This window comes from Actinotalea sp. Marseille-Q4924 (assembly GCF_916618755.1).
Classification (GTDB): domain Bacteria; phylum Actinomycetota; class Actinomycetes; order Actinomycetales; family Cellulomonadaceae; genus Actinotalea.
In genome coordinates this window covers 1,135,811-1,162,286 of record NZ_CAKAKB010000003.1, presented here as the reverse complement: position 1 = coordinate 1,162,286, position 26,476 = coordinate 1,135,811, and the positions used below count along the sequence as shown (strand labels likewise).

The window sequence follows — 26,476 nt, the reverse complement described above, 5'->3', positions numbered from 1 at the left end:
CCACCGTCCCCAGGGACGACGGCATGGCCGCCCGGAGCCCGACGGTCGTGCCTAGCGTCCGGACGTGCCGACCGACCGCAGCCCCCAGGACCGCCTGGTCGGCCTGGCAGCCGGTCCGCCTATGGCACGGGCCGACGACGCCGCGGACGGGCACGCCGGCCCGGCGGGGGAGACCCCGCACGAGCGCCCGACGACGCACGGCGACGCGACGGCCGTGCGCGACCGGGCGCTGGCTGCGGCGACCTCCGCGTACGCCGCGACCTACGGGCACCCGCTGGAGCACCCGACGACGTCGGGGCCGGTGCGGTGGGGGACGAGCGCACGGACCGCCCTGCTCGTCGCCGGCGCGCTGAGCCTCGTGGGCGCGGGCGTGGTCGTCCACACCCTCCTCGGCGGGCCGGCGACCGTGGTCCTCGCCGAGCCGGTCGTGCCCGCGCCGCCCACCTCGCGCGACGGCGCGGTCCCGGCGCCGGGGGCCGACGCCGGGGGAGAGCAGAGCACCGGCTCGTCGGCCGGGGGAGGGTCGGTCGAGGGCGGGCCGGCCGCCGGGGTTCCGCCCGCGGAGGCGCCGGCCGGCGAGGGGGCTGCGGTGGTCCTCGTCCACGTCGTGGGGCGGGTGCACGCGCCCGGCGTGGTGGAGCTTCCCGCGGGGGCGCGTGTCGTCGACGCCGTGGCCGCAGCCGGCGGGGCCACGTCCGAGGCGGACCTCTCCGGCCTCAACCTGGCGCGCGCCGTCGTCGACGGGGAGCAGGTCGTCGTCCCGCGACCGGGCGAGGTCGTCGTGCCGGATGCCGCCTCGGCGCCGGCTGCGGCGGGCTCCGGCGCGGCGGGCGGGCGCGTGGATCTCAACCGGGCGACCGTCGCCGACCTCGAGGCGCTGCCGGGGATCGGACCCGTCCTCGCCGCACGGATCGTGGAGCACCGCGAGCAGCACGGCGCCTTCGCATCGGTGGAGGACCTCCAGCGGGTGCGCGGTGTGGGCCCCTCACTCCTGGGCGACCTGCGGGAGCTCGTGACGACGTGACGGTCGTCCAGGGCTCGGACCTGCGCCTCGTACCCGCAGCGCTGCTCACCTGGGCCGCCTGCTTCGTCGCCGTCGGTCTGGATGCCCGGGGCGCGCTCGCGGTGGCGGCCGTCCTCGCGGGCACCGGTGCGGTCGTCGCGACCGCGCTGCGGCGGGCGGTCGGGGCGCGGGTGGGCGCGGACCACGTCGGGGTCACCGTGGCCCTCGCGTGCGCGGCGGCGGCCCTGGCGTGCGCCGTGACCTCCGTGCAGGTGGCCGTCCGGGAGGCGGGGCCGCTCGTCGCGCTGGCGGACGAGCAGGCGCACGCCACCGTCACCGGGCGGGTCGTCGGCGACCCGGTCCCCGTGGGGCGGTGGGGCGAGCGGTACCGGGTACGCCTGCGCGTCGGGCACGTCCACGCCCCCCACCTCTCCGGCGGGTCCGCGGCCGTCGTCGTCGTCACCGGCGGGCCGGGATGGGACGGAGCCCGGCACGGGTCGACCGTGCGGGCGGACGGCCGCCTCGCCCGCGTGCCCCGTGGCGGCGAGGCGGTCGCCGACCTCCACGCCACGGGTCCGCCCGGGACGACCGAGCCCGCCGGTGGGGGAGCAGCCGTCGTCGAGACCTTTCGTCGCGACCTGCGCCACGTCACGGCGGACCTGCCCCCGGACCACCGCGCCCTCGTCCGTGGGTCCGCCGTCGGCGCGACCCAGGACCTCCCGGACGACCTCCGCCAGGCGATGCGGGACGCCGGGCTCACGCACGTCACCGCGGTCTCCGGCGCGCACTTCGCCGTCCTCGCCGTGACGGTGCTCGGGCTGCTCGGCGTCCTGCGGGCGCCACCGGTCGCGCGGGCCGCGGTCCTCGCCGCCACCGCACTGGCGTTCGTCCACCTGGTGCACGGCGGCGCCAGCGTGACGCGGGCCGCGGCGGCGGCCGCGGCGTGGGTCCTCGCCCCGGTGCTGCGCCGTCCGTCTCGGGCCGTCCCGGCTCTCGCGGCCGGTGCGACCGTGCTGCTGCTCGTGGACCCCTGGCTGTCGCGGTCGTACGGGTTCGTCCTCTCCGTCGCCGCCACCGCCGCGATCGTGCTGCTCGCCCCCGCGCTGGTCTCCCGACGTCCCGCCGGGGTGCCGCGGTCGGCCGCGACGCTGGTCGCGGTCCCGCTCGCGGCGCAGCTGGCGTGCGCGCCCGTGCTCGTCCTCCTCGACCCGGTGGTGACGACGTACGCCGTTCCCGCCAACGTCCTCGCCGCCCCTGCGCTGCTGCCCGCCACGCTGCTCGGGCTCCTCGCGACGGTGCTCGCGCCGTCCCTGCCGGAGGTGGCCGAGGTCGTGGCGCGGCTCGCGGCCGTCCCGGCCGCCTGGGTCGGCGTCGTCGCCCGGACCGCGGCAGGCCTGCCCGGCGCACGGCTCCGGTGGGTCCCGGGGTGGCCCGGTGCCGCCGCCCTCGCACTCGTCGTGACCGTCGCGGTGACCGTCCTGCTGCGTCAGCGCCGGCCCGTCGACCGGTGAGCGGGCGGCCCCACCTCGCGGTCGGGCCGCCCGGTGGGGCCGTCGTGTCCGACGCGCGTGGCAGGCTGTGCGCATGCCACCGGCACGCCGCACCGCCCCGTCCGGATCGACCCCGGAGATCGGCTGGGACGAGGTGGAACCGGCGCCGCTCGTCCTCGTCAGCGGCGCCGAGACCGTGCTCGCCGAACGTGCGGTGGAGCGCGTGGTGGCGCGTGCGCGCGAGGTGGAGCCGGAGGTGGAGGTCACACGCCTCGACGCCGCGGCGTACGAGGCCGGCCGGCTGAGGGTGGTCGCGAGCCCGTCCCTGTTCGAGGAGCGGCGGGTCGTCGTGATCGAGAACGTGCAGGCGGGGACGGACGAGCTGTTCGCGGACCTGATCGGCCACCTCGAGGACCCCGGCACCGACGTCGTCCTCGTGCTGGTGCACGGTGGAGGACAGCGGGGAAGGCGAGCGCTCGACGCGGTCCGCGCGGCCGGCGCGGTCGTCGTGCGGTGCGACCCGGTGAAGCGCGACGCGGACAAGGTCGCCTTCGTCACGGCCGAGCTGCGCCGGGCGCGGCGGCGCGCCGAGCCGGCCGCGGTGCGGGCGCTCGTCGAGGCGTGCGGGAACGACCTGCGCGAGCTCGCGGCCGCCTGCCAGCAGATCGTCGCCGACACGAGCGGCGTCGTCACTGCCGACGTCGTCGCGCGGTACCACGGTGGACGGGTGGAGGCGACGGGCTTCCGCGTGGCCGACGCCGCGGTCGAGGGCAGGTCCGGGGAGGCGGTGGCCCTGCTGCGTCATGCCGTCGCGACCGGCACCGACCCCGTGCCGCTGGTGGCCGCACTCGCCGCCAAGCTCCGCACGCTGGCCAAGGTCGCGGCCGCACGAGGGCGTGGGCTCGACCCTGCCCGGGACCTCGGCCTCGCGCCCTGGCAGGTCGACAAGGCCCGCCGGGAGCTGCGGGGCTGGACGCCGGAGGGGCTGGCCGCCGCCATCTCGGCGGTGGCGCGGGCGGACGCCGAGGTCAAGGGCGCCGGGCGGGACCCCGTGTTCGCCGTCGAGCGCGCCGTCCTGGTCGTGGCCGCAGCCCACGGGTGAGGAGGCCGGTGCGGGTCCCCGGTTGGCGTCCGCCGGACGGCGTGTCATAGTCGGCATGACCGGCACACCGTCGTGAGGAGACCAGTCATGAAGCGGACCCTGCGCGCAGCCGCGGCCGCCGTCGTCAGCGTGGGGCTCCTCGTCGGCGTCGCGCCGGCGGTGGAGCTCCTCCCTGCGGCCGGCGTGATGTCGATCGGCAGCACGGGCTGCTGCAAGAACTGACCGCCGTCCCGGCGGCATGCCGGGACCTCCGTGCGGGCCCGCCGCGGTGCGAGGCCGGCCCCGAGCCAGGAGATGGATGAAGTTTCACCCGCTCGTGGCACACTTCCTTCCTGCAGGGCTCCCCGAGTCACGAATAGAGTGACCTACTGTGACAGAACTATCCGAGCGGCTCCGGTCCGAGCGCATCCGGGCCGGGCTCTCCCAGACGTCCCTGGCGGGAGGCGACTTCTCCCCGAGCTACATCTCGCTCATCGAGGCCGGTCGGCGGGTCCCGACCGACAGCGCCCTGGCGGTCCTGGCGCAGCGCCTCGGCACCACGGCGGAGTTCCTCCGCCACGGGGACAAGGCCCCGAGCGAGGAGAGGGCGCGGCTGGAGATCGGCTTCGCGCGTCTGGCACTGGCCAACGGCTCACCGCAGGAGGCCAAGGAGCGGCTCCTGGCGCTGGACCTGGGCACGATCGCGCCGCGCCACCACGCGGACGCCCTGGGCGCGCTCGCCCAGGCGCACGAGGCGCTCGGCGAGCTCAACGAGGCCGTGGCGGTGCTCGAGCCGCTGCTCGCGCGGGCGCGGGACGAGCGACGCTGGCTCGAGGCGGCGGCGCTGGGCAACGACCTCGTCGCGGCGTACCACGAGGCGGGCGACCTCGGCCGCAGCGTCGAGCTGGGCGAGGGTGTCCTGCGTGAGGTCGAGGCCGGTGGCATCGCGGGCTCGGACGAGCACCTGCGGCTCGCCGCGACCATCCTGTGGTCGTACTACGAGCGCGGGGACCTGCTCTACGCCACCCACCGCGCGGCCGAGCTCATCTCGCTCGCCGAGGCGAAGGGGACGCTCCGCGGGCGCGGCTCGATCTACTGGAACGCCTCGCTGGTCGCGGAGGCGCGCGGCGACTACGTCGAGGCCCGCCGTCTCACCGAGCGTGCGCTCGCCTACCTGAGCGAGGGCGCCGTGAGCCGCGACCTCCCGCGCCTTCGCCTGCACTACGGCTGGCTGCTCCTGCGGTGCGAGCCGGTCGACCCCGAGGGCGCGCTCGTCCAGCTCGCGCAGGCGGGTCAGGCCCTCGCCCTGGTGGGGTCGGAGCCGGAGCGGGCCCGGTGCGCCTTCGAGGTCGGGCGGGCCCACCTGATGAAGGGTGACGCGCGACGGGCGGAGGAGGAGGCGCGGTCGGGTCTGGCCCTGCTGGACGACCAGGCCGTGCTCGACACGTGCAACGGACGCATCCTCCTCGGGGATGCCCTCGCCGCGCAGGGCGACGTGCCGCGCGCTCTGGAGACCTACCAGTGGGCGGCGCAGATGCTGGGCCTCATGACGGCGGCGCGCGAGGCGGCAGCCGTGTGGCGCTCGATCGGGGACCGGCTGCTCGAGCACGGGGACCTCCCCGGTGCGCTCGGCGCGTACGACCAGGCCCTGGCGGACGCCGGCATCCGCTCGACGACGTTCCCCGTCGTCGTGCCGCACGGCTCGGCGGACCAGGGCACGCGGAGCGGGGAGAGCCGCGGCCGGGCGAGCACCGCGTCCTGACCTGCCTCGAGGGCGCATGACGAAGGGCGTCACCCCGAGGGGTGACGCCCTTCGTCATCTCGGTGCTCGACCCGCGTGCGGTCGAGCGCGACTGCTCAGAGGGACGCGACCTGCTTGGCGAGCGCCGACTTGCGGTTCGCGGCCTGGTTCGCGTGGATGACGCCCTTGCTCGCGGCCTTGTCGAGCTTGGTGGTGGCGCTGCGGAGGGCGGCAGCAGCCGCCTCCTTGTCGCCGGCCGCCACGGCCTCGCGGACGCGACGGACGTGCGTCTTCAGCTCCGACTTCACGGCCTTGTTGCGCAGGCGGGCGATCTCGTTGGTTCGGATCCGCTTGATCTGGGACTTGATGTTCGCCACGTTCAGGACTCTCTTCTGGTTTCGCCGAAGCGATCTGACAGGTCGTAGAGGGCGCGTCCAGCACCGGGACTGGGGCGTGGGGACACCCTCGGAGAGGTTCTGGACCAGTGCCCGCCGACCTGGGCGGACACGCGACCCACGAGTCTACCAGCCGCCGACGTGCGCCCCGACGGGGCCGCCGCGGGCCGGGACGCCCGGTGCTCAGCGACGCAGGTCGCGCAGGGCGGCGGCGACCGCGTCGAAGCGCCGCCGGTCCAGGACGGCCCCCTCCCGACGGACGGCCGCCGGGTCGACCCGGACGACCCGGTCGAGGCGGACCTCGCTGGGCCTGCGCCGGGCGTCCCAGTCGCCGGTTCCCAGGTCCAGCCACGACTCCCCACGCCCGTCCGGGCGGGAGTCGTGGTCACGTGTGGAGAGCACGAGACCCAGCAGCCACGGCTCGTCGTGGCCGACCACGAGGACCGGCCGGTCCTTGCCCCGGCTGTGGTCCTCCTCGAACGGCACCCACGTCCAGACGATCTCGCCCGGGTCCGGCTCGCCGTCCGGGTCGGGGGCGTAGACGGGTCGCAGCGGACCGGTGTGGTCGCCCGGGTACACGCCGCCGCGCACGGGCACGGGCGCGTCGGCCGGGCGTCGGCGCGTCGTCCGGGGCGTGGAGGCGCGGGCCGCCCGCAGCAGGAGGGTGAGGACGTCACGGGCGCGCACGCCCCGACCCTAGACGGCCCGGGACGCCGCGGGAGCACTCGGCCGAGACCGGCAGGGCCGGCCGGCCCTGCGCGCAGGCGCGACCGGCGACGCCGCCGTGGGACGATGGGCGGTCTCGACCACCGTCTCGTCCCGACCAGCAGTGGAGTGCTCGCCAGCGTGTCACCGATCCCCAGCGCCGCCCTGAGCCAGCGCATCCGGCCTGCCGCGACGTCACCGGAGCTACTGCGGAACTTCTGCATCATCGCCCACATCGACCACGGCAAGTCGACGCTGGCCGACCGCATGCTCCAGCTGACCGGTGTCGTCGACGACCGGGCGATGCGAGCCCAGTACCTCGACCGCATGGACATCGAGCGCGAGCGCGGCATCACGATCAAGTCGCAGGCGGTACGGATGCCGTGGGGCGTGGCAGGGCCGGACGGCCAGGTCGTGCCCTACGCGCTCAACATGATCGACACCCCCGGCCACGTCGACTTCACGTACGAGGTGTCCCGGTCCCTCGCCGCCTGCGAGGGAGCCGTGCTGCTCGTCGACGCGGCGCAGGGCATCGAGGCGCAGACGCTCGCCAACCTGTACCTGGCGATGGAGAACGACCTCACGATCATCCCGGTCCTCAACAAGATCGACCTCCCGGCCGCGCAGCCCGAGAAGTACGCGGAGGAGATCGCCGGCCTCGTGGGCGGTGACCCGGACGACGTCATGCGGGTCTCTGGCAAGACCGGTGAGGGCGTCCAGCCGCTGCTGGACCGCATCGTGCAGCTGGTGCCGCCGCCGCAGGGCGACGCGGACGCCGCCGCCCGGGCGATGATCTTCGACTCGGTCTACGACACGTACCGCGGTGTCGTCACCTACGTCCGGGTCATCGACGGGCACCTCTCGCCGCGCGAGCGCATCGTGATGATGTCGACGCGGGCGACGCACGAGCTCCTCGAGATCGGCGTCATCTCGCCCGAGTCGATCCCGACGGACGGCCTCGGCGTCGGCGAGGTCGGCTACCTCATCACCGGGGTCAAGGACGTGCGGCAGTCCAAGGTCGGCGACACGGTGACCAACGCGGGCAAGCCGGCCTCGTCGGCGCTCGGCGGCTACCGCGACCCCAAGCCGATGGTGTTCTCGGGGCTCTACCCGATCGACGGGTCGGACTACCCGGTGCTCCGCGACGCGCTGGACAGGCTCAAGCTCAACGACGCCGCGCTCGTCTACGAGCCGGAGACGTCGGTCGCGCTGGGGTTCGGCTTCCGCATCGGGTTCCTCGGGCTCCTGCACCTCGAGATCGTCCGCGAGCGGCTCGAGCGCGAGTTCGACCTCGACCTCATCTCGACGGCGCCGAACGTCGTCTACGACGTCACGATGGAGGACCGCACGGTCATCACCGTGACGAACCCGTCGGAGTTCCCCGGGGGGAAGATCAAGGAGGTCCGCGAGCCCGTCGTCAAGGCGACCATCCTCGCGCCCAGCGAGTTCATCGGCACGATCATGGAACTCTGCCAGCAGCGCCGCGGCGACCTGCAGGGCATGGACTACCTGTCCGCCGAACGTGTCGAGATGCGCTACATGCTCCCGCTGGCCGAGATCGTGTTCGACTTCTTCGACCAGCTGAAGTCGCGCACGCGCGGGTACGCCTCGCTCGACTACGAGCAGGCGGGGGAGCAGGTCGCGGACCTGGTCAAGGTGGACATCCTGCTGCAGGGCGAGCAGGTCGACGCCTTCAGCGCCGTCGTGCACAAGGACAAGTCGTACGCGTACGGCGTGATGATGGCCGGGAAGCTGCGGGAGCTCATCCCGCGGCAGCAGTTCGAGGTGCCCATCCAGGCCGCCGTCGGCTCGCGTGTCATCGCGCGCGAGACCATCCGCGCCATCCGCAAGGACGTGCTGGCCAAGTGCTACGGCGGCGACATCAGCCGCAAGCGCAAGCTGCTGGAGAAGCAGAAGGAGGGCAAGAAGCGCATGAAGACGATCGGCCGGGTCGACGTGCCGCAGGAGGCCTTCATCGCCGCGCTGTCCTCGGAGGCCGCGAGCAACAAGGACGGCAAGGAGAAGGCGAAGAAGTGACGGTGGCGGCGTGACCCCCGCGCTGCCCGACGGCGAGCCCGTCCCCGACGACGGCGCGCTGCCCGGCTGGGTCGCGGCGACCGCACCGGGCGCCCCCGGCCTCGGCGTGTACCTGCACGTGCCGTTCTGCACGGTGCGGTGCGGGTACTGCGACTTCAACACCTACACCGCCGCCGAGCTCGGCGGCGGGGCGAGCCAGGCGGCGTACGTCGAGACGGCGCTCGCCGAGCTGCGGCTGGCCGACCGCGTGCTCACCGACGCCGGCCGCGCCCGGGAGGTCTCCACGGTGTTCGTGGGCGGCGGGACGCCGACCGTGCTGCCGGCCGACGACCTCGTCCGCTTCCTGCGCGAGGTCCGTTCGACGTGGGGGCTCGAGCCGGCTGCTGAGGTGACGACCGAGGCGAACCCCGACTCGGTGACCCCACAGTCGCTCCGCGACCTCGCCGACGGCGGCTTCACCCGGGTCTCCTTCGGCATGCAGTCCGCCGTGCCGCACGTCCTGGCGACGCTGGAGCGCACCCACGACCCGGCTCGCGTGCCGCAGGCCGTCGCGTGGGCCCGCGACGCCGGTCTGGACGTGTCGCTGGACCTCATCTACGGGACGCCGGGGGAGTCGCTCGACGACTGGCGTGCGTCGGTCGAGGCGGCGGTGGCGTGCGGCGTCGATCACGTCTCGGCGTACGCGCTCGTGGTGGAGCCCGGGACGAAGATGGCGGTGCAGGTCCGCCGGGGCCTCCTCGCGATGCCCGACGGCGACGACCAGGCGGCGAAGTACGAGCTCGCCGACGACCTGCTCTCCGCGGCGGGCCTCACGTGGTACGAGGTGAGCAACTGGTCGCGGACCGACGCGACCGCGTGCCGGCACAACCTCGCGTACTGGCGTGGCAGCGACTGGTGGGGCTTCGGCCCGGGCGCGCACTCGCACGTCGGCGCCGAGGACCGCGCCGTGCGGTGGTGGAACGTCAAGCACCCGCGTGCCTACGCCGACCGGCTCACGCGGGGCGTGACCCCGGCCGCCGGCCGCGAGGTGCTGGACCACGACGAGGTGGCTCTGGAGCGGGTGCTCCTCGGCGTCCGGCTCGCCGACGGCCTGCCCGTGGACGTGCTCGGCGCGACCGGACGCCGGGGCGTCGCGGGCCTGGTCGCCGACGGCCTCCTGGACGGCCGGGCTGCCGTCGGCGGCCGGGCGCTGCTCACCCGGCGCGGCCGGCTCCTGGCCGACGCGGTCGTGCGGGACCTCACCGACTGATCGCCGGTGCCGGCGCGACCGTGGGGCCCGTCAGCGGGACGGGCCCCACGGAGTCACGTCGACCAGCAGCGACGGGTCACTTGATGATGCGGATGTTCACCGGGTAGCGGTAGAGCTCTCCCCGGTTGGTGGCCATCGCAGCCATGATCATCCAGACGAGGGCCAGGATCAGACCCAGGTAGAGGATGAAGCCGAGGCCGAGGGTGAGCGCCCCGACGATCGAGATGCCGATCGAGACGATCACCACCGTGATCTGGAAGTTGAGCGCCTCCTTGGCCTGGTCCTCCAGGAAGGGGCCGCGCCCCTTGAAGACCAACCAGATGATCAGCGGGACGAGGAAGGACAGGCCCACGATCGGCAGGATGTGGCCGATGGTGGCCCACATCCGCTGGTCGGCGTCGCTCAGCGGAGGCTGCGTCGCATAGCCCCCGCCCGCGTACGGGGCGGCGGGCGGGGGGCCGTACCCCCCGGGCGGCGGGTAGCCGCCCGGCGGCGGGTAGCCCCCGGACGGCTGGCCGTAGCCGGGCTGGCCGTAGCCGGGCTGGCCGTAGCCCCCGGGGGGCGGACCCTCGGGCGGGGCACCGTAGCCCCCGGGAGGCGGGCCCGGAGGCGGTGCGCCGTGGCCGTCGTGCGGTGGCGGGGCACCGGTCGCACCGGTCGCACCGGACGGCGGGGGTGGCGGGGTGCCGCCGCCCGTGGGCGGCTGCTCCTCGGACGGGTTCGTGCTCATCTCGCTCACCGGCTCTCAGCAGGGTGGGACGGGCACGTCGGGTGCCCCCGGCTCCCGAATCTAGCGAAGGCGGTCGGGTCGAGGCAGCGCTTCGGGCAGGTGCCGCGCGCGTGTCGTGCGGCACCTGTCGCGGTCCGGCGCCTCAGGCGGTCACGAAGTCGATGAGCTCCTCGACGCGGCCCAGGAGGGACGGCTCGAGGTCGCGGTAGTCGCGCACCGTCCCGAGGATGCGCTGCCACGCGCGGGCGACGTCCGCCTGGTCCGCCGCGGGCCAGCCGAGGTGCGCGAGGATGCCGCGCTTCCACTCCGTCCCCCGCTCGACGCGCGGCCACGCCTCGAGCCCGATGCGCTCCGGCCGGACCGCCTGCCAGACGTCCACGTACGGGTGGCCGAGCACCATGACGGTCCCGCGCGGCGCGGCCCGCAGGGCGTCGTCGGCGATCCGGCTCTCCTTGGACCCGGGGACGAGGTGGTCCACGAGGACACCCAGGCGGCGCCCGTCGCCCGGGGCGAAGTCCCGGACCGCCGCGGCGAGGTCGTCCACGCCGTCGAGCATCTCCACCACGACGCCCTCGAGGCGCAGGTCGTCGCCCCACACCTTCTCCACCAGCTCGGCGTCGTGCTTGCCCTCGACCCAGATGCGGCTGCCCCGGGCCACCCGGGCACGAGCCCCGTGCACCGCCACGGAGCCGGACGCGGTGCGGGTCGGCGGGGTCGGCGCAGGTCGACCGGCGGGTGCGACCAGCTCGACCGGCCGCCCGTCGACCCAGAAGCCCGGCCCGAGGGGGAACGTCCGCGTGCGGCCGCGGCGGTCCTCCAGGACGACGACGTGCATGCCGCCGGACTTCTCCGTCCGGACCACCGCGCCGACCCAGCCGGTGCCGACCTCCTCCACGACGAGGCCCCGCTCGGCCGGCGTCGGGGTGGAGACCGGTCCGGCCGGCGAGGACGGGCCGGCCAGGACGTCGCGTCCGTAGCGCTCGCTCATGGTCGCCGGTGGTCCCCTCGTGGCGGTCGGCCGCGTGCCGGGTCGGCAGCGCGCGGGGCACCAGACTGCCACGGAGGACGCCCAGGAGGTCCGCGTCGTACGATTGGCACTCGCGCCGCCTGAGTGCCAGGCGGCGCGCTCGCCGGACCGGGAGGTCCTCGACGGACGGAGGTGCCATGAGCGACGAACGCCGCCTCGAGGTGCTGCGTGCCATCGTCGAGGACTACGTGCAGACGCGGGAGCCGGTCGGCTCACGCACGCTCGTGGAGCGGCACCGCCTCGGCGTGTCGCCGGCGACGGTGCGCAACGACATGGCCGCGCTGGAGGAGGCGGGCTTCATCGCCCAGCCCCACACGTCCGCCGGGCGCGTGCCCACCGACAAGGGCTACCGCCTGTTCGTGGACCGGCTCTCCGCCATCAAGCCCCTGTCGTCGCCGGAGCGGCGGGCGATCCAGCACTTCCTCGAGGACGCCGTCGACCTCGACGACGTCGTGGACCGGTCCGTCCGGCTGCTCGCGCAGCTGACCCAGCAGGTCGCCGTCGTGCAGTACCCCTCCCTGCGCCGGTCGGCCCTGCGCCACCTGGAGCTGGTGCCCGTCGGCGATCACCGCCTCCTCGTCGTCATCATCACGGACAACGGCCGTGTGGAGCAGCGGACCCTGGACCTCGACGCCCGGGTGCCCGAGCTCGTGGTGCCGGAGCTCCGCGCGCGGCTCAACGCCGCCGTCGCGGGCCGGCGCCTCGTGGACCTCCCGGAGCCGCTGGAGCAGATGACGCTCGCCTTCCCCGAGGCCGACCGTCCCCTCGTGCGGCGGGTGATCCGCGTCGTCGAGGACACGCTGGCCGAGGCGACCGAGGAGCGCATCGTCATGGCGGGCGCCGCGCACCTGGCGCGCAGCGGCACCGACTTCCCCGGCACGATCCGTCCGGTCCTGGAGGCGCTGGAGGAGCAGGTCGTGCTCCTGCGCCTGCTGACCGAGATGGCCGACGACTCCGCGGGCGTCGCGGTGCGCATCGGCCACGAGAACACGGTGGAGGGGCTCACCGAGACCTCGATCGTCGCGACCGGGTACGGCGGCGACGGCGAGGCGCTCGCGCGCATCGGCTCCCTGGGCCCGACCCGCATGGACTACGCCGCCACCATCGCCCACGTGCGCGCCGTCGCACGGTACCTGTCCCGCATCCTCGCCGGCTGACCGGCCACCCGAGCAGAGAGCGAGCCCGTGAGCACGAACTACTACGACGTCCTGGGTGTCGGCCGAGACGCCACGCCCGACCAGATCAAGAAGGCCTACCGGCGCCTCGCGCGCGAGCTGCACCCCGACGTCGCGCAGGGCGAGGGCGCGGAGGACCGCTTCAAGGACGTCTCGCGTGCCTACGAGGTGCTGTCGAACCCGGAGAAGCGGGAGATGTACGACCGCGGCGTGGACCCGACGGCGCCCGGCGGCGGCGGCGGCTTCGGCGGTGCGGGGTTCGGCTTCCAGGACATCTTCGAGAACTTCTTCGGGGCGGGTCCGTCCGCGGGGCAGCGAGGGCCCGTCCCCCGCGCACGGCGCGGCCAGGACGCCCTCGTGCGCGTCGACATCGACCTGGCGGACGCGACCTTCGGGGCCCACCGCGACGTCCAGGTGGACACCGCGGTGCTGTGCCCCACCTGCCAGGGCAGCTGCTGCCGCCCCGGCACCTCGCCGCGGACGTGCGACGTGTGCGGCGGCCGCGGCGTCGTGCAGCGCGTCGCCCAGTCCTTCCTGGGGCGCGTCATGACCTCCAGCCCCTGCGCCGCCTGCCAGGGGTTCGGGACGGTCATCCCCGACCCGTGCCCCGAGTGCTCCGGTGACGGTCGGGTCCGGAGCCGGCGGACGATCCCCGTCGACATCCCGGCCGGCGTCGACACGGGGACACGCATTAAGCTGACTGGACAGGGCGAGGTCGGCCCGGGCGGTGGGCCCGCGGGTGACGTGTACCTCGAGATCCGGGAGCGGCCGCACGAGACCTTCGTGCGCCGCGGCGACGACCTGCACTGCACGCTCCCCGTCCCGATGACCGCCGCGGCCCTCGGCACCGTCCTGGAGCTCGAGACGCTCGACGGGCCGCGCGAGATCGACATCCGGCCGGGCACGCAGCCCGGGCAGGTCGTCCTCGAGAGGGGGCTCGGTGTCGGCCGGCTGCACACCGGCGGCCGCGGGGACCTGCACGTCCACGTCGACGTCCAGGTGCCGACCCAGCTGGACGAGGAGCAGACCGAGCTCCTGCGCCGGCTGGCGGCCCTGCGCGGCGAGGAGCGCCCGGCCTCGCGGCTGGCGGCGGCGGGCTCCGGCGTCTTCTCCAAGCTGCGCGACAAGCTCGCCGGTCGGTGAGCGCGCCGGTCTTCCTCACCGGGCCCGGCCTCCTGGACGACCTGGGACCCGGGTCGACCTACGTCCTCGAGGGGGCGGAGGGCCGGCACGCGGGGGTGGTGCAGCGTCGCCGCGCGGGGGAGCGGGTCGACGTCGTCGACGGCCGGGGTGTCCGCGCGGTGTGCGAGATCGCCGAGGTGGACGCCGGCCGCCTGGTCCTGGCCGTCCTCGGACGGGCCGACGAGGCGGCTCCGCCGGTCCGGCTCGTCCTCGCGCAGGCGCTGGCCAAGGGGGACCGCGACGAGCTCGCCGTCGAGTCCGCCACCGAGGTCGGCGTCGACGAGGTGGTCCCGTGGCAGGCGCGGCGGTCCGTCGTCGTCTGGCGGGGCGAGCGCGCCGCGAAGAGCCGCGCCAAGTGGGTGGCGACGGTGCGGCAGGCGACCAAGCAGTCCCGGCGCGCGTGGGTGCCGGACGTCGCCGAGCCCGTCGACACCCGCGCGCTCGCGGCCCGGGCGGCTGCCGTCGCGGCGCAGGGCGGGACGACGGTCGTGCTGCACGAGTCGGCGACCGCACCGCTCGGCGCCGTCCCCCTGCCCGCTGCCGACGGCGGCGCGCCGGCCGAGGTCCTCGTGGTGGTCGGGCCGGAGGGCGGGATCGCGGAGGAGGAGCTGGCGGCGCTGACCGCCGCCGGGGCTTCGGTGGCCCGGCTCGGCCCGCACGTCCTGCGCACCTCCACGGCCGGCCCGGTCGCGCTCGCGCTGCTCGCGCAGCGACTGGGGCGCTGGGGCTGACCGCCCGGGCGCCCGGTCGCCCGGGCGCCTAGCCTCGGGTCATGACGCCGACGACGCCCTCCGCCGACGACCACCGCCGCCCGCGGCTGACCGCACCGGACTGCGTGTTCTGCCGCGTCGTCGCGGGCGAGCTGCCGGCCACCGTCGTCGCGGAGAACGAGGCGGCCGTGGCCTTCCGCGACCTGGACCCCCGTGCGCCGGTGCACGTCCTCGTCGTGCCCCGCGACCACCACGCCGACGTCGCCCAGCTCGCGGCGGCCGACCCCGCGCTGCTCGCCGCCGTCGTGCTCCTCGGGGACGAGGTGGCCGCGCAGGAGTGCCAGGGCCAGTTCCGGCTCGTCTTCAACACCGGCGCCGAGGCGGGTCAGTCCGTCTTCCACGTGCACGGGCACGTCATCGGCGGCACCCGCCTGGGCTGGTCGCCCGCCTGACGAGGCGTCGCGGGGGACGCCGGGAGGACGCGGAGGACGGGTGCCGGGCGGCCGGGCTGCGCGTCGGTACGATGAGGGCGCGCCGTCGCAGGGGCGGCGCGGCACGGTGCCACGGGGAGCGACCTCGGGCAGGCGACAGGAGACCGCAGGCCGCACGGCCGGACCCATGACCGAGACACCCGCGCGGCGTGCCCGCGCCTCCACGGACGTCGAGCACCGGATCGTCGTCCCGGCCCATCTGCCCGTCGTCGCCCTCCTCGGTCCCGGGGACGAGGTCCTGCGCGCGGTCGAGCGCGGCTTCCCCGCGGTGGGCATCCACGCCCGCGGGGACCAGATCACGCTTCTGGGCCCGCCGGCGGACGTCGCCCTGGTCTCCCGCCTCCTCGACGAGCTGCTCGAGGTCGCGGCGAGCGGCACCGTCCTCGACGCGGACGTCGTCGGCAGGTCGGTGCAGATGCTCACCGCCGCCACGGCGAGCCGGCCGGCCGAGGTCCTCACGCAGAACATCCTGTCCAGCCGCGGCCGGACCATCCGGCCCAAGACGGTCGGTCAGAAGACGTACGTCGACGCCATCGACCGCAACACGGTCACGTTCGGGATCGGTCCGGCAGGGACGGGCAAGACCTACCTCGCGATGGCGAAGGCGGTGCAGGCGCTCCAGGCCAAGCAGGTCAACCGCATCGTCCTCACGCGGCCGGCCGTCGAGGCGGGGGAGCGGCTCGGGTTCCTGCCCGGCTCGCTGAGCGAGAAGATCGACCCCTACCTGCGACCCCTGTACGACGCGCTGCACGACATGGTCGACCCGGACTCGATCCCGCGGCTCATGGACTCCGGGACCGTGGAGGTCGCACCGCTGGCCTACATGCGCGGCAGGACCCTCAACGACGCCTTCATCATCCTCGACGAGGCGCAGAACACCTCGACCGAGCAGATGAAGATGTTCCTCACCCGCCTCGGCTTCGGTTCCAGGGTCGTGGTCACGGGCGACGTCACCCAGGTCGACCTGCCGGGGGGGACGACCTCCGGGCTGCGCGTCGTCGAGGACATCCTCGGTGGCGTCGACGACGTGGCGTTCTGCCGCCTCACGTCCGAGGACGTCGTCCGGCACCGCCTCGTCGGCGAGATCATCGACGCGTACGCGCGGTGGGACACGCTCGTCCGCGCGGACGGCGACGGGCGACGGGACGGCCCCCGCGCCATGCGGCCGACCCGGGGCGACCGGCCGCAGCGGGGCGACCGCACGCGGCGGGCGTCCCGGCCGGCTCCGGCGCAGGCGGGCGCGGCGGACGACGACGCCGTGCCCCCGACGACGGTGCAGCCCCCGCCGACCGTGCGGCCCCCGGTGGCTCAGGAGGATGCGGAGTGAGCGTCGAGGTCAACAACGAGTCCGGGCACGTCGTCGACGAGGCGGAGTTCGCCGCGCTGGGTCGTCACGTCCTCGACGCCATGCACGTCCACCCCCAGGCGGAGCTGTCGATCCTGCTGGTCGACACCGACGTCATGACGGACCTCCACGTGCAGTACATGGACGAGCCGGGGCCGACGGACGTCCTGTCGTTCCCCATGGACGAGCTCCGCCCGGGCGTGGAGGGCGACCCCACGCCCGCCGGGCTCCTCGGCGACGTCGTGCTGTGCCCCGAGGTCGCCGCCCGGCAGGCGCGCGAGGCCGGCCACTCGACCGAGGAGGAGCTCCTGCTCCTCACCACGCACGGGATCCTGCACCTGCTGGGGTACGACCACGCGGAGCCCGAGGAGGAGAAGGAGATGTTCGCGCTGCAGCGCCGGCTGCTCCTCACCTTCCTCGCCGGGAGATGACCGGCCCGACGGACGCGGTCCCCGCGCTCCTGGCCGTGCTCGCGGTCGCGGCGCTCGTGCCGGCGGTCCTGCTCAGCGCGGGCGAGGCGGCCGTTCCACGCCTGGGCCGGTCGGGCATGGCGGAGCTCGCCGTCGTCGAGTCCCGCCACGGGCGACGCGTCAACCGGATCCTGGCCGACGCGCACGGCGCGGTCGCCGCGGCCGCATGGTCCCGCGTCGGCCTGGAGGCCGTGGCGGTGGTCGCCCTGACCCTCGCGCTCGCGTGGTCGGGACTGGCGTGGTGGCCGACGCTGCTCGTGGCCGCCGGCGCCGCCGTCGTCCTCGGGCTCCTCGTGGTGCGGTACCTGCCACGCTCGATCGCCCGACGGCACCCGCGCGGCGCGGTGCGCGTCGCGGCAGGCCCCCTCCTGGCGGCCCGCAGCCTGACCCGGCCGGTGCGGCGGCTGGCTCTCGGCGCCTCCCCGGTGCCGGACCGCTCCGCGGAGGAGCTGCGGGACATGGTGGACCGCTTCGACGAGTCGCAGAGCATCGAGGAGGAGGACCGCGCGCTGGTCCGCTCGGTGCTGGAGCTCGGCGACACCCGGGTCCGGTCCGTCATGGTGCCCCGCACCGAGATGATCGTGCTGCCCTCGGGGACGACGGTGCGCAAGGCGCTGTCCCTGTTCCTGCGCTCCGGCTACTCGCGGGTGCCGGTCGTCGGCGAGTCCGTCGACGACCTCGTGGGGATCCTGTACCTCAAGGACCTCCTCCGGCACCGGCACATGACGGGACGCGACGTGGACGACGAGCCGGTCGAGCCCCTCGTCCGGCCGCCGGTGTTCGTGCCGGAGTCGAAGGCGGTGGACGACCTCCTGCGGGAGATGCAGAGCGCCTCCTCGCACATCGCGATGGTGGTCGACGAGTACGGCGGCGTCGCCGGGCTCGTGACCATCGAGGACGCCCTGGAGGAGATCGTCGGCGAGCTCACCGACGAGCACGACCGGTCGGGCCCGGAGGTGGAGGACCTGGGCGGCGGCACGTACCGTGTCCCGTCACGCCTGCCGGTGGACGAGCTGGGGGAGCTGTTCGACCTCGAGCTCACCGACGACGAGGTCGACACGGCCGGCGGCCTGCTGGCCAAGGCCCTCGGCAAGGTGCCGCTGGCGGACTCCAGCGCTGCGGTCTCGGGGCTGGTGATCACCGCGGAGCGGGTCCAGGGACGACGGCGCCAGGTCGCGACGCTCCTCGTCCGCCGCGCGCAGGACGACGACGACCGAGCCACCACGGACCAGGGAGAACGACGATGACCAGCGGACCCACCGGTCCCGACACCCCGACGAGCGGCCCCGCGGGCGGGGCGTTCCGCTCCGGGTTCGCGTGCATCGTCGGTCGGCCCAACGCCGGCAAGTCGACCCTCACCAACGCGATCGTCGGGCAGAAGGTCGCGATCACCTCCGGCCGTCCCCAGACGACGCGCCACGTCATCCGCGGCATCGTGCACCGCCCCGACGCGCAGATCGTCCTGGTGGACACCCCCGGCCTGCACCGTCCGCGGACGCTCCTCGGCGAGCGGCTCAACGACCTCGTCCGCGACACGCTCACCGAGGTCGACGTCGTCGTCTTCTGCCTCCCGTCCGACCAGCGGGTCGGCCCCGGTGACCGGTTCATCGCCCAGCAGCTCACCGCGCTCGGCGGTGCCGGACGGGCGACGCCCGTGGTCGCCGTCGCCACCAAGGCGGACACGGTGAGCAAGGGGAGGCTCGCGGAGCACCTCCTGGCGGTCGCCGAGCTGGGTGACTGGGCCGACGTCGTGCCGGTGAGCGCGGTGGACGGGTACCAGGTGGACACCCTCCTGGACATCCTCATCGGGCACCTGCCGCCCGGGCCGGCGCTGTACCCCGACGGCGAGCTGACGGACGAGCCGGAGGCCGTCATGGTGGCGGAGCTGGTGCGCGAGGCGGCGCTCGAGGGCGTCCGCGATGAGCTGCCGCACTCGCTCGCCGTCGTCGTCGACGAGATCCTCCCGCGCGAGGGCCGCGACGGCAGCGACGGGCGGCCGCCGATGCTGGACGTGCGGGTGCAGCTGTTCGTCGAACGGGACAGCCAGAAGGCGATCATCATCGGCAAGGGCGGCTCCCGGCTGCGCGACGTCGGGACGACCGCCCGCCGCGGGATCGAGGCGCTCCTCGGGGCCAAGGTGTACCTGGACCTGCACGTGAAGGTCGCGAAGGACTGGCAGCGCGACCCCAAGCAGCTGCGTCGGCTGGGCTTCTGAGCCGGGCGGGCGCCGTTGGCCCGGTCGTCGAGCTCGCCTCGCCGGCGTGGCGGCGGGTCCCGGCCGGGGGACGACGACGCGTGGCTAGACTCCCCGGGTGCGGTACCGGATCGCCCTGAGCAGCGCCGCGGCCGTGGTGGTCCTGGCGCTCCTGGGGCAGGTCTCCGGGCCCGACTGGGACCCCGTGCCGCTGACCCGGACCATCGACGTCGAGACGCCGGACACCCGCATCGGTGGCGTCCCGCCGTCGGACCCCGTCGGGACCTACGAGGTCGCGACCTCCGTCGTCACCGTCGAGCTCGCCGGGGCGGACGTGGAGGCGATGGTCCGCGAGCCCCTCGGCGCGGGCGGTGACCGCCCGGGTCTCGTCTTCGTCCACGGGGCCGGCACCGGGCAGTTCGACCAGGCGTTCGTCGCGCAGGCGGAGGCCCTGGCCAGCGCCGGCATCGTCACGATGGTCCCGAACAAGCGGCTCGACACGTACTCCACCCGTGAGCGCAGCTACGTCGCGATGGCGAACGACTACCTCAAGAGCGTCGAGCTCCTGCGGGAGCTGCCGGGCGTGGACCCCGGGCGCGTCGGCGTGTACGGCGAGAGCGAGGGTGCGTGGATCGTCCCCGTGATGGCCGCGGACAACCCCTCGGTGGCGTTCGTGACGCTGGTCGCGGCGCCCGTCGTCCCGCCACGACAGCAGGCGGCCTTCGCCGTCGACTCCTACCTGCGGGCGACCGGCGTGCCCGTGGAGCTGCTCCGTGCCGTCCCGCGGATGGTCGGCATGGACTTCCCCGGCGGCGGCTTCGGGTACGCCGACTTCGACGTCCAGCCCTTCCAGCAGCGACTGCGGCAACCCGTGCTCGTCGTGTACGGGACCGGGGACGCGGCGATGCCGACCGTGCAGGGCGCGCTGCAGGTGCTCGACGACCTGGAGGTGGCGGGCAACGACGACTGGACGGTCCGCTACTACGAGGGCGCCGACCACGGCATCAAGGTGGACCGCCGGCTGCTGCCGGAGTTCACGCGGGACCTGGCGACGTGGGTGCTGGGTCTCCCTGCGACGGCCGACGCACCGCCACGGATCGCGGGCGCGGAGCCGTACCAGCGCTTCGTCGCGGCGCCGGTGGAGCGGCCCCGGTGGTACGCGGAGGGCGACCTCCTCGTGGCGGGGATCGTCGCGGCCTTCGGGGCGTTGCTGGTGGGGCCCGCCCTGTGGGTGGTGCGCCGCGTACGCCGTCGACGCGCCCCGGTCCTCGCACCCGGGGTGCGCGCACCGCTGACGGTCATGGCGGCCGGCTCCGCCGTGACGCTCGTCCTCCTCGTCGTGTACCTGCTGGTGGTGGCGAACCTCGCGCAGAACTACCGGACCAACCCGCTCGTGGTCCAGGGCGGGTGGCTGACGCTCCGCCTGGCCGGCATCGCCACCGTCGTCGCCGGGGTCGTGCTCGTGTACCGGATCCTCGACGGCCGACGGCGGGGCGGCGTCCCGGCGGCCCTGTCCGCGGCCGGCGAGGCGACGCTGTCCTCGGCGGTGGGGGGCTCGGTGATGCTGCTGCTCCTGCTCGCCTACTGGGGCGTGTTCCCGCCGTTCTGGTGAACCTGGGGGCGACCCGCCCCGCGGGGCCGCGCGCCTCGGTACTGTGCGCGCGGCACCTGGACGGGGGCCTCGCCGCCCCGCGGGGCGCGTGACGAGTGGACCAGAGCACCCGCGGGTGCGGAGGAGCCGGACGTGACCGCACCCGAGGAGTACACGCGTCTGCAGGCGGCGGACCCCTCCACGCCGCAGCAGACCCTCGCCGACATCGCTGCCCTGCGCGAGGACCTGCGCCCCGTCGTCGCCCTCAACCCCGCGGCCTACCCGGGCCTCCTGCAGTGGCTCGCCTCGCTCGGCGAGCCCGCGGTCGACACCGCGCTGCGCCGGCGCGCCGGGGCGGTTCCCGACGGGGTGGAGGACGACGAGCCTGCGCCGTGGGCGGTGTCGACGGCCCAGGTCGGCGGTGCCGCCACGCACGACGGCGGCCCGTTCGCCGGCCAGGCTGCGCCGTACGGCGGCCAGGGCACGCTGTACGGCGGTCAGGGCGCGCAGTACGGCGGCCCGCCGGCGCAGTACGCCGAACCGCCGGCGCAGTACGCCGAACCGCCGGCGCAGTACGCCGGACCGCCCGGTGGGCCCTGGAGCCCCGCGCCGGTGCCGGCCCGCTCCTCGCGCACCGTGCTGTGGGTGGTGCTCGGGGTGGTCGGTCTCGTGCTGGTCGGAGCGGTGGGGGTGGTGCTGGTGGGCCTGAGCGCGTTCCGCGCCGCCGTCGACGTGACGGACCCCGCCGTCGACCGTCCGGGTGCGGTGTGGGACCTCGGCGGCGAGACGTACGGCGACGACCCGGCGCTGGACGCGCTCTGGGACGCCTGCGCGGCCGAGGACTGGGACGCGTGCGACGACCTCTACTTCGAGTCGGGCGGCGGGACCGAGTACGAGCGGTTCGGCGAGACCTGCGGCGGGCGGACGGACGGCACCAGCCTGTGCTCCGTCGAGCTCGGCGGCTCCCTGCCCGGGTCGTCCGACGACGCGGGGACGTACGGCGACGACCCCGGGCTGGACGCGCTCTGGGACGCCTGCGGCGGCGGCGAGGCGGCCGCGTGCGACGAGCTGTACTCCGTCTCGGGGATCGGCACCGAGTACGAGAGGTTCGCGATGACCTGCGGCGGGACGCGCGAGGAGTCCTACGAGCCCTGCGCCCCCTGACGGCGGCACGTCCGGCCCGCTCCGCGCCCCGCGGTACAGTGACGGCGTGCACATCCTCCGACGGGAGCTCCTCCTTCGTCGCCGCGGTGAGGTCTGACACGACCGGTCCCTCGCCGCGGTGGTCGTCGTGCCGGTCTCCCACAGCGCCACAGCCCCAGCGGAGGACCTCCCATGAGCAGCACGAACCCTGACACCAACCCCGCCACGAGCCCTGTGCCGGGCTCCGGGCCGCACGCAGCCGTCGCGGCCGACCCGACCGGCGGGCAGCGCGACCTCGTCGCGCGCAGCACGGCCTCGTACGAGGAGCGCACCGCCCAGCAGCCGTCGCCCCTCCCGGTCCACCGGTACCGCCCGTTCCACGAGCAGCTCCGCGTCGAGCTGCCCGACCGCACGTGGCCGTCGCGTCGCATCGAGAAGGCCCCCCGGTGGTGCGCGGTCGACCTGCGCGACGGGAACCAGGCCCTCATCGAGCCGATGGACGCGCAGCGGAAGCTGGCGATGTTCGAGCTCCTCGTCGAGATGGGCTACAAGGAGATCGAGGTCGGCTTCCCCTCGGCGTCCCAGACGGACTTCGACTTCGTCCGGATGCTCATCGAGGAGGACCGGATCCCGGACGACGTGGTCATCCAGGTCCTGACGCAGTCGCGCGAGCACCTCATCGAGCGCACCTACGAGGCCATCGCCGGGGCGAAGCAGGCGATCGTCCACCTGTACAACTCCACCTCGGTCCTCCAGCGCGAGGTCGTGTTCCGCTCCGACGAGGACGGCATCCTCGACATCGCCACGAGCGGCGCGCGGCTCTGCAAGAAGTACGAGGAGATGGTCCCCGGCACCGACGTCTTCTACGAGTACTCGCCGGAGTCCTACACGGGCACCGAGCTCGAGTTCGCCGTGCGCGTGTGCAACGCGGTGCTGGACGTCCTGGAGCCCACGCCCGAGAAGAAGGTCATCATCAACCTGCCGGCGACGGTGGAGATGGCGACGCCGAACGTCTACGCCGACTCGATCGAGTGGATGAGCCGGCACCTGCGGTACCGCGAGAACGTGGTGCTGTCGCTGCACCCGCACAACGACCGGGGCACCGCGGTCGCCGCCGCCGAGCTCGGCTACATGGCCGGCGCCGACCGCATCGAGGGCTGCCTGTTCGGCAACGGGGAACGCACCGGGAACGTGTGCCTGGTGACCCTGGGCATGAACCTCGCCAGCCAGGGCGTCGACCCGCAGATCGACTTCAGCGACATCGACCGGGTCCGCCGGACGGTGGAGCACTGCAACCAGCTGCCGGTGCCGGAGCGGCACCCGTACGCCGGCGACCTCGTGTTCACGGCCTTCTCCGGCTCGCACCAGGACGCGATCAAGAAGGGCTTCGAGGCCATGGCCGCCCGCGCCGCCGCCCGCGGCGTCGCCGTGGACGACCTGGAGTGGGCGGTGCCGTACCTGCCCGTGGACCCGAAGGACCTCGGGCGGTCCTACGAGGCCGTCATCCGCGTCAACTCCCAGTCCGGCAAGGGCGGCGTCGCCTACCTGCTCAAGAGCGAGCGGAACCTGGACCTCCCGCGCCGCCTGCAGATCGAGTTCTCCCGCGTGGTGCAGCAGTACACCGACGCCCACGGCGCGGAGGTCACCGCGGACGACCTGTGGCGGATCTTCACCGACGAGTACCTGCCGGTCGAGCCGGGCAGCGAGCTCGCCCCCTGGGGTCGCCTCGCGCTGCGCGGCAGCCGGACCTCCAGCGGGGAGGGGTCTGCCGACACCCTCGCGGTGGACCTCGTCGACCGCGGGGCGCTCGTCACGGTCGAGGGGTCGGGGAACGGGCCGGTCGACGCGTTCGTCCGTGCGCTGGCCACGCTCGGGGAGCACGTGGAGGTGCTGGACTACGCGGAGCACGCGCTCGCGACGGGCGGCGACGCGCGGGCCGCGGCGTACGTCGAGTGCCTGGTGGGGGACACGGTGCTGTGGGGCGTCGGCATCGACCCGTCCATCACGACGGCGTCCTTCAAGGCGATCATCTCCGCGGTCAACCGCGCGGAGCGCGCGGCCGGAGCGGTCCGGTAGGGACGTCCGGCGGGCCGTCCGCCCCGGCGACCGCCGCCGCCGACAACACGCGGACGGGTGCCGGCCGTCGGCCGTCCGGTCGCGCCTGCACGCCGGTGTCGGTGGTCGGGGGGAGAATCGTCCGGTGACCCTGTACCGGGACGAGGCGATCGTCATCCGTGCCCAGAAGCTGGGCGAGGCGGACCGCATCGTCACGCTCCTCACCCGGCACCACGGCAAGGTCCGCGCGGTGGCGAAGGGCGTGCGGCGCACGTCGTCCCGGTTCGGCTCGCGGCTCGAGCCGTTCATGGTGGTCGACGCCCAGCTGCACCAGGGCCGCAACCTCGACATCGTCACGCAGGTCGAGACCCTGGGCCCGTACGGCCGGGCGGTGTGCGGGGACTACGCCCTGTACACCGCCGGCACGGCCATGCTCGAGACGGCGGAGCGGCTCGTCGAGGCGGAGCGGGAGCCGTCGGTGCAGCAGTACCTCCTCCTCGTCGGTGCGGTGCGGTCGCTCGCGGAGCGGGCGCACGCCTCGGGGCTCGTGCTGGACGCCTACCTCCTGCGCGCCCTGGCCGTGGCGGGGTGGGCGCCGTCGTTCACGGACTGCGCGCGGTGCGGCGCCGTCGGACCGCACAGCGCCTTCGCCGTCGCGTCGGGCGGGGCGGTGTGCGGCGCGTGCCGACCGCCCGGCGCCGCGTCGCCCGCACCGGAGACGTTCGCCCTGCTCGCTGCCCTGCTCACCGGCGACTGGCCGGTCGCGGACGCGAGCGCCGAGCGGCACCGGAGCGAGGCGAGCGGACTGGTCGCGGTCTTCCTGCAGTTCCACCTCGAGCGCCAGGTGCGCTCGCTGCGCATGGTGGAGCGCGTGTGAGCCCCGGTGCACGCGGCAGCGCACGGCGCACCGACGTCGTCGCACCGCCGCCCCACCCGTCCGGGGCGCGGCCGCCCCGGGTCCCCGCGGAGCTCGTGCCCCGGCACGTCGCCATCGTCATGGACGGCAACGGGCGCTGGGCGAACGAGCGGGGGCTGCCCCGGACGGCGGGTCACGAGGCGGGGGAGGCGGCGCTCCTCGACGTCGTCGCCGGCGCGATCGAGATCGGCGTCACGCACGTGTCCGCGTACGCCTTCTCCACGGAGAACTGGAAGCGGTCGCCGGAGGAGGTCCGCTTCCTCATGGGCTTCAACCGGGACGTCCTGCGCCGCCAGCGGGACACCATGCACGCGTGGGGGGTGCGGGTCCGGTGGGCCGGGCGTCACCCGCGGCTGTGGCGCTCGGTGGTCGAGGAGCTCCAGGCGGCGGAGGAGCTGACGCGCGGCAACGACCGGTGCACCTTGACGATGTGCGTCAACTACGGCGGGCGCGCCGAGGTCGCGGACGCCGCACGGGCGATCGCCCGGGAGGCCGCCGCGGGCCGGCTCAACCCCGACCGGGTGGACGAGCGCACCGTCGCCCGGTTCCTCGACGAGCCCGACCTTCCGGACGTCGACCTGTTCCTGCGCACGTCGGGGGAGCAGCGGACCTCGAACTTCATGATCTGGCAGGCGGCCTACGCGGAGCTCGTCTTCCTGCCCGAGTACTGGCCCGACGTGGACCGTCGGCACCTGTGGCGAGCGGTCGAGGACTACGCCCGGCGGGACCGGCGCTACGGGGGCGCGGTCGACCGCGCCGGGACGCCGGTGCAGGAGGGCTGAGCGGTACCGTCGGCACCATGACAGCGCTGACGATCGGGATGGTCACGTTCGACTGCCAGGACCCGCGCGCCCTGGCGGCGTGGTGGGCCGACCGGCTCGAGGGCCGGGTGGCCGCGGACCACGACGGCGAGTACGTCATCGTGGCGACCCCGAAGGGCCCGAACCTGGGTTTCCAGCGGGTCGAGCACCCCACGCCCGGCAAGAACCGCCTGCACCTGGACCTCGAGGCGCTGGACCGGGACGACGAGGTCGAGCGCCTGCAGCTCGCCGGTGCCCAGGTCGTCGCCCGCCACGAGATGCCGGACTTCGCGTGGGTCGTGCTCGCCGACCCGGAGGGCAACCACTTCTGCGTCTCCGCCCGCGGCTGAGTCGCCCGACGCCTCGCGCCCCGGCAGGCGCGACGCCCCGCCTGCGCGGTCGGGACGAGGAGTGCGCCGGTCAGGTCGTGCGGGTCGCGCCGTGCGCCCGGTCCGCCATGTCCTGCACGGCGTCGCGCTGCTCCCGCCGCCGACGGCGCCGCAGGACCAGGACGGTCACGACCGTGGCCACGACCACGACGACGCCGGCGAGCGCCCAGGGCGACTCCGCCGCCAGGGCCACCGAGCCGTACAGCGCGACCGTGCCGCCCCCGCTCCACACCAGTGCCCACACGAGCCAGCCGGGCACGGACCACAGCGTGTAGCGGAGCCAGTGCAGCCGCAGCAGGCCGGACGCGCCGTGCACCGCGGACTGCAGCCCCACCGTCAGGAACGACAGCGGCACGACCGGCATGCCCCACCGCTCGATGAGACGGACGGCGCGCCGGGTGCGCGGGCCGTCGAGCCGCTCGGCCCAGCGGGTCCGCAGGGCGCCGGCCGCCACGCCGCGCCCGAGCCAGTACAGCGCCTGCGAGCGCAGCGCGGCCCCGAGCACGAAGAAGAGGTACAGCCAGAGGAACGGCCAGCTCTCCAGCCAGCTCGGCACG

26 protein-coding genes are annotated in these 26,476 nt (G+C 74.9%); 21 read left to right on the top strand and 5 right to left on the bottom strand.

The genetic code is table 11. From position 1 onward, the window contains the following. Positions 1–64: 64 nt before the first annotated feature. The 5 genes from LG379_RS12140 (at position 65) to LG379_RS12125 (ending at position 5,336) form a co-directional block, all read left to right on the top strand. The gene (locus LG379_RS12140) at positions 65–1,024 is read left to right on the top strand and encodes a ComEA family DNA-binding protein (RefSeq protein WP_225754782.1); all 960 of its coding nucleotides are present in this window, start codon (positions 65–67) and stop codon (positions 1,022–1,024) included. Further along, entirely contained in the window at positions 1,021–2,514 is a 1,494-nt protein-coding gene (locus LG379_RS12135) for a ComEC/Rec2 family competence protein (protein ID WP_225754781.1), read from the top strand. Before LG379_RS12140 ends, LG379_RS12135 begins: the two co-directional genes overlap by 4 nt. Positions 2,515–2,587: 73 nt before the next feature. Next, positions 2,588–3,595 (top strand): DNA polymerase III subunit delta, encoded by a 1,008-nt coding sequence (gene holA, locus LG379_RS12130; RefSeq protein WP_225754780.1) that lies wholly within the window; start codon positions 2,588–2,590, stop codon positions 3,593–3,595. Between the two features lie 87 nt (positions 3,596–3,682). After that, positions 3,683–3,817: a hypothetical protein gene (locus tag LG379_RS16945; RefSeq protein WP_255632905.1), complete on the top strand. Its 135-nt coding sequence runs from the start codon at positions 3,683–3,685 to the stop codon at positions 3,815–3,817. 148 nt (positions 3,818–3,965) lie between these two features. Continuing rightward, positions 3,966–5,336, top strand: coding sequence for a helix-turn-helix transcriptional regulator (locus tag LG379_RS12125; protein WP_225754779.1), 1,371 nt, complete (start codon positions 3,966–3,968; stop codon positions 5,334–5,336). A gap of 95 nt (positions 5,337–5,431) precedes the next feature. Here the strand turns inward: LG379_RS12125 and rpsT are convergent, their stop codons facing one another. Both rpsT and LG379_RS12115 read right to left on the bottom strand, forming a co-directional pair. Further along, positions 5,432–5,692 (bottom strand): 30S ribosomal protein S20, encoded by a 261-nt coding sequence (gene rpsT / locus LG379_RS12120; protein ID WP_225754778.1) that lies wholly within the window; start codon positions 5,690–5,692, stop codon positions 5,432–5,434. Positions 5,693–5,893: 201 nt separating this feature from the next. Beyond that, positions 5,894–6,397, bottom strand: a complete 504-nt coding sequence (locus LG379_RS12115; RefSeq protein WP_225754777.1) for a type II toxin-antitoxin system PemK/MazF family toxin — start codon at positions 6,395–6,397, stop codon at positions 5,894–5,896. A gap of 159 nt (positions 6,398–6,556) precedes the next feature. Here LG379_RS12115 and lepA point away from each other — a divergent pair, with 159 nt between their 5' ends. Further along, complete coding sequence (lepA, locus tag LG379_RS12110) at positions 6,557–8,452, top strand: translation elongation factor 4 (protein ID WP_304522443.1); 1,896 nt, start codon at positions 6,557–6,559, stop codon at positions 8,450–8,452. A gap of 10 nt (positions 8,453–8,462) precedes the next feature. Continuing rightward, the gene (gene hemW / locus LG379_RS12105) at positions 8,463–9,701 is read left to right on the top strand and encodes a radical SAM family heme chaperone HemW (RefSeq protein ID WP_225754776.1); all 1,239 of its coding nucleotides are present in this window, start codon (positions 8,463–8,465) and stop codon (positions 9,699–9,701) included. A 76-nt stretch (positions 9,702–9,777) separates the two neighbouring features. On the opposite strand, the gene LG379_RS12100 is transcribed toward hemW, so the two are convergent. Then, positions 9,778–10,431 carry a DUF4870 domain-containing protein gene (locus LG379_RS12100; RefSeq protein ID WP_225754775.1) on the bottom strand — a complete coding sequence of 218 codons (654 nt, stop codon included), beginning with the start codon at positions 10,429–10,431 and terminating at the stop codon, positions 9,778–9,780. A 142-nt stretch (positions 10,432–10,573) separates the two neighbouring features. Next, positions 10,574–11,419 (bottom strand): DUF3097 domain-containing protein, encoded by an 846-nt coding sequence (locus tag LG379_RS12095; protein WP_225754774.1) that lies wholly within the window; start codon positions 11,417–11,419, stop codon positions 10,574–10,576. A gap of 176 nt (positions 11,420–11,595) precedes the next feature. Between LG379_RS12095 and hrcA the strand changes: the two genes are divergently transcribed. The 14 genes from hrcA to LG379_RS12025 all read left to right on the top strand — a co-directional run bounded on the left by hrcA (position 11,596) and on the right by LG379_RS12025 (position 25,880). After that, positions 11,596–12,615, top strand: coding sequence for a heat-inducible transcriptional repressor HrcA (hrcA, locus tag LG379_RS12090; protein ID WP_225754773.1), 1,020 nt, complete (start codon positions 11,596–11,598; stop codon positions 12,613–12,615). 27 nt (positions 12,616–12,642) lie between these two features. Beyond that, positions 12,643–13,776 (top strand): molecular chaperone DnaJ, encoded by a 1,134-nt coding sequence (gene dnaJ / locus LG379_RS12085; protein WP_225754772.1) that lies wholly within the window; start codon positions 12,643–12,645, stop codon positions 13,774–13,776. Further along, a complete protein-coding gene (locus LG379_RS12080) occupies positions 13,773–14,546 on the top strand; it encodes a 16S rRNA (uracil(1498)-N(3))-methyltransferase (protein WP_225754771.1) in 774 nt (257 codons plus the stop codon). The genes dnaJ and LG379_RS12080 overlap by 4 nt, the downstream gene beginning before the upstream one ends. Before the next feature lie 41 nt (positions 14,547–14,587). Further along, positions 14,588–14,977, top strand: coding sequence for an HIT domain-containing protein (locus tag LG379_RS12075; RefSeq protein WP_225754770.1), 390 nt, complete (start codon positions 14,588–14,590; stop codon positions 14,975–14,977). Positions 14,978–15,143: 166 nt separating this feature from the next. Then, positions 15,144–16,343 carry a PhoH family protein gene (locus LG379_RS12070; protein ID WP_225754769.1) on the top strand — a complete coding sequence of 400 codons (1,200 nt, stop codon included), beginning with the start codon at positions 15,144–15,146 and terminating at the stop codon, positions 16,341–16,343. Further along, positions 16,340–16,792, top strand: coding sequence for an rRNA maturation RNase YbeY (ybeY, locus tag LG379_RS12065; protein ID WP_225754768.1), 453 nt, complete (start codon positions 16,340–16,342; stop codon positions 16,790–16,792). Before LG379_RS12070 ends, ybeY begins: the two co-directional genes overlap by 4 nt. After that, entirely contained in the window at positions 16,789–18,078 is a 1,290-nt protein-coding gene (locus tag LG379_RS12060) for a hemolysin family protein (RefSeq protein ID WP_225754767.1), read from the top strand. Before ybeY ends, LG379_RS12060 begins: the two co-directional genes overlap by 4 nt. Then, positions 18,075–19,046, top strand: a complete 972-nt coding sequence (gene era, locus LG379_RS12055) for a GTPase Era (protein WP_225754766.1) — start codon at positions 18,075–18,077, stop codon at positions 19,044–19,046. Before LG379_RS12060 ends, era begins: the two co-directional genes overlap by 4 nt. 97 nt (positions 19,047–19,143) lie before the next feature. Continuing rightward, a complete protein-coding gene (locus LG379_RS12050) occupies positions 19,144–20,637 on the top strand; it encodes a S9 family peptidase (RefSeq protein WP_225754765.1) in 1,494 nt (497 codons plus the stop codon). A gap of 132 nt (positions 20,638–20,769) precedes the next feature. After that, on the top strand, positions 20,770–21,780 hold the full coding sequence (locus tag LG379_RS12045) for a hypothetical protein (RefSeq protein WP_225754764.1): 1,011 nt from the start codon (positions 20,770–20,772) through the stop codon (positions 21,778–21,780). A 171-nt stretch (positions 21,781–21,951) separates the two neighbouring features. Next, positions 21,952–23,835: a 2-isopropylmalate synthase gene (leuA, locus tag LG379_RS12040; protein WP_225754763.1), complete on the top strand. Its 1,884-nt coding sequence runs from the start codon at positions 21,952–21,954 to the stop codon at positions 23,833–23,835. A gap of 124 nt (positions 23,836–23,959) precedes the next feature. Beyond that, positions 23,960–24,691: a DNA repair protein RecO gene (gene recO, locus LG379_RS12035; protein WP_225754762.1), complete on the top strand. Its 732-nt coding sequence runs from the start codon at positions 23,960–23,962 to the stop codon at positions 24,689–24,691. Then, a complete protein-coding gene (locus LG379_RS12030; RefSeq protein WP_225754761.1) occupies positions 24,688–25,512 on the top strand; it encodes an isoprenyl transferase in 825 nt (274 codons plus the stop codon). The genes recO and LG379_RS12030 overlap by 4 nt, the downstream gene beginning before the upstream one ends. Positions 25,513–25,529: 17 nt before the next feature. Next, the gene (locus LG379_RS12025; RefSeq protein WP_225754760.1) at positions 25,530–25,880 is read left to right on the top strand and encodes a VOC family protein; all 351 of its coding nucleotides are present in this window, start codon (positions 25,530–25,532) and stop codon (positions 25,878–25,880) included. A gap of 70 nt (positions 25,881–25,950) precedes the next feature. Here LG379_RS12025 and LG379_RS12020 read toward each other — a convergent pair whose 3' ends face one another. Continuing rightward, entirely contained in the window at positions 25,951–26,475 is a 525-nt protein-coding gene (locus LG379_RS12020) for a DedA family protein (RefSeq protein WP_225754759.1), read from the bottom strand. Between the last annotated feature and the right edge of the window lies 1 nt (position 26,476).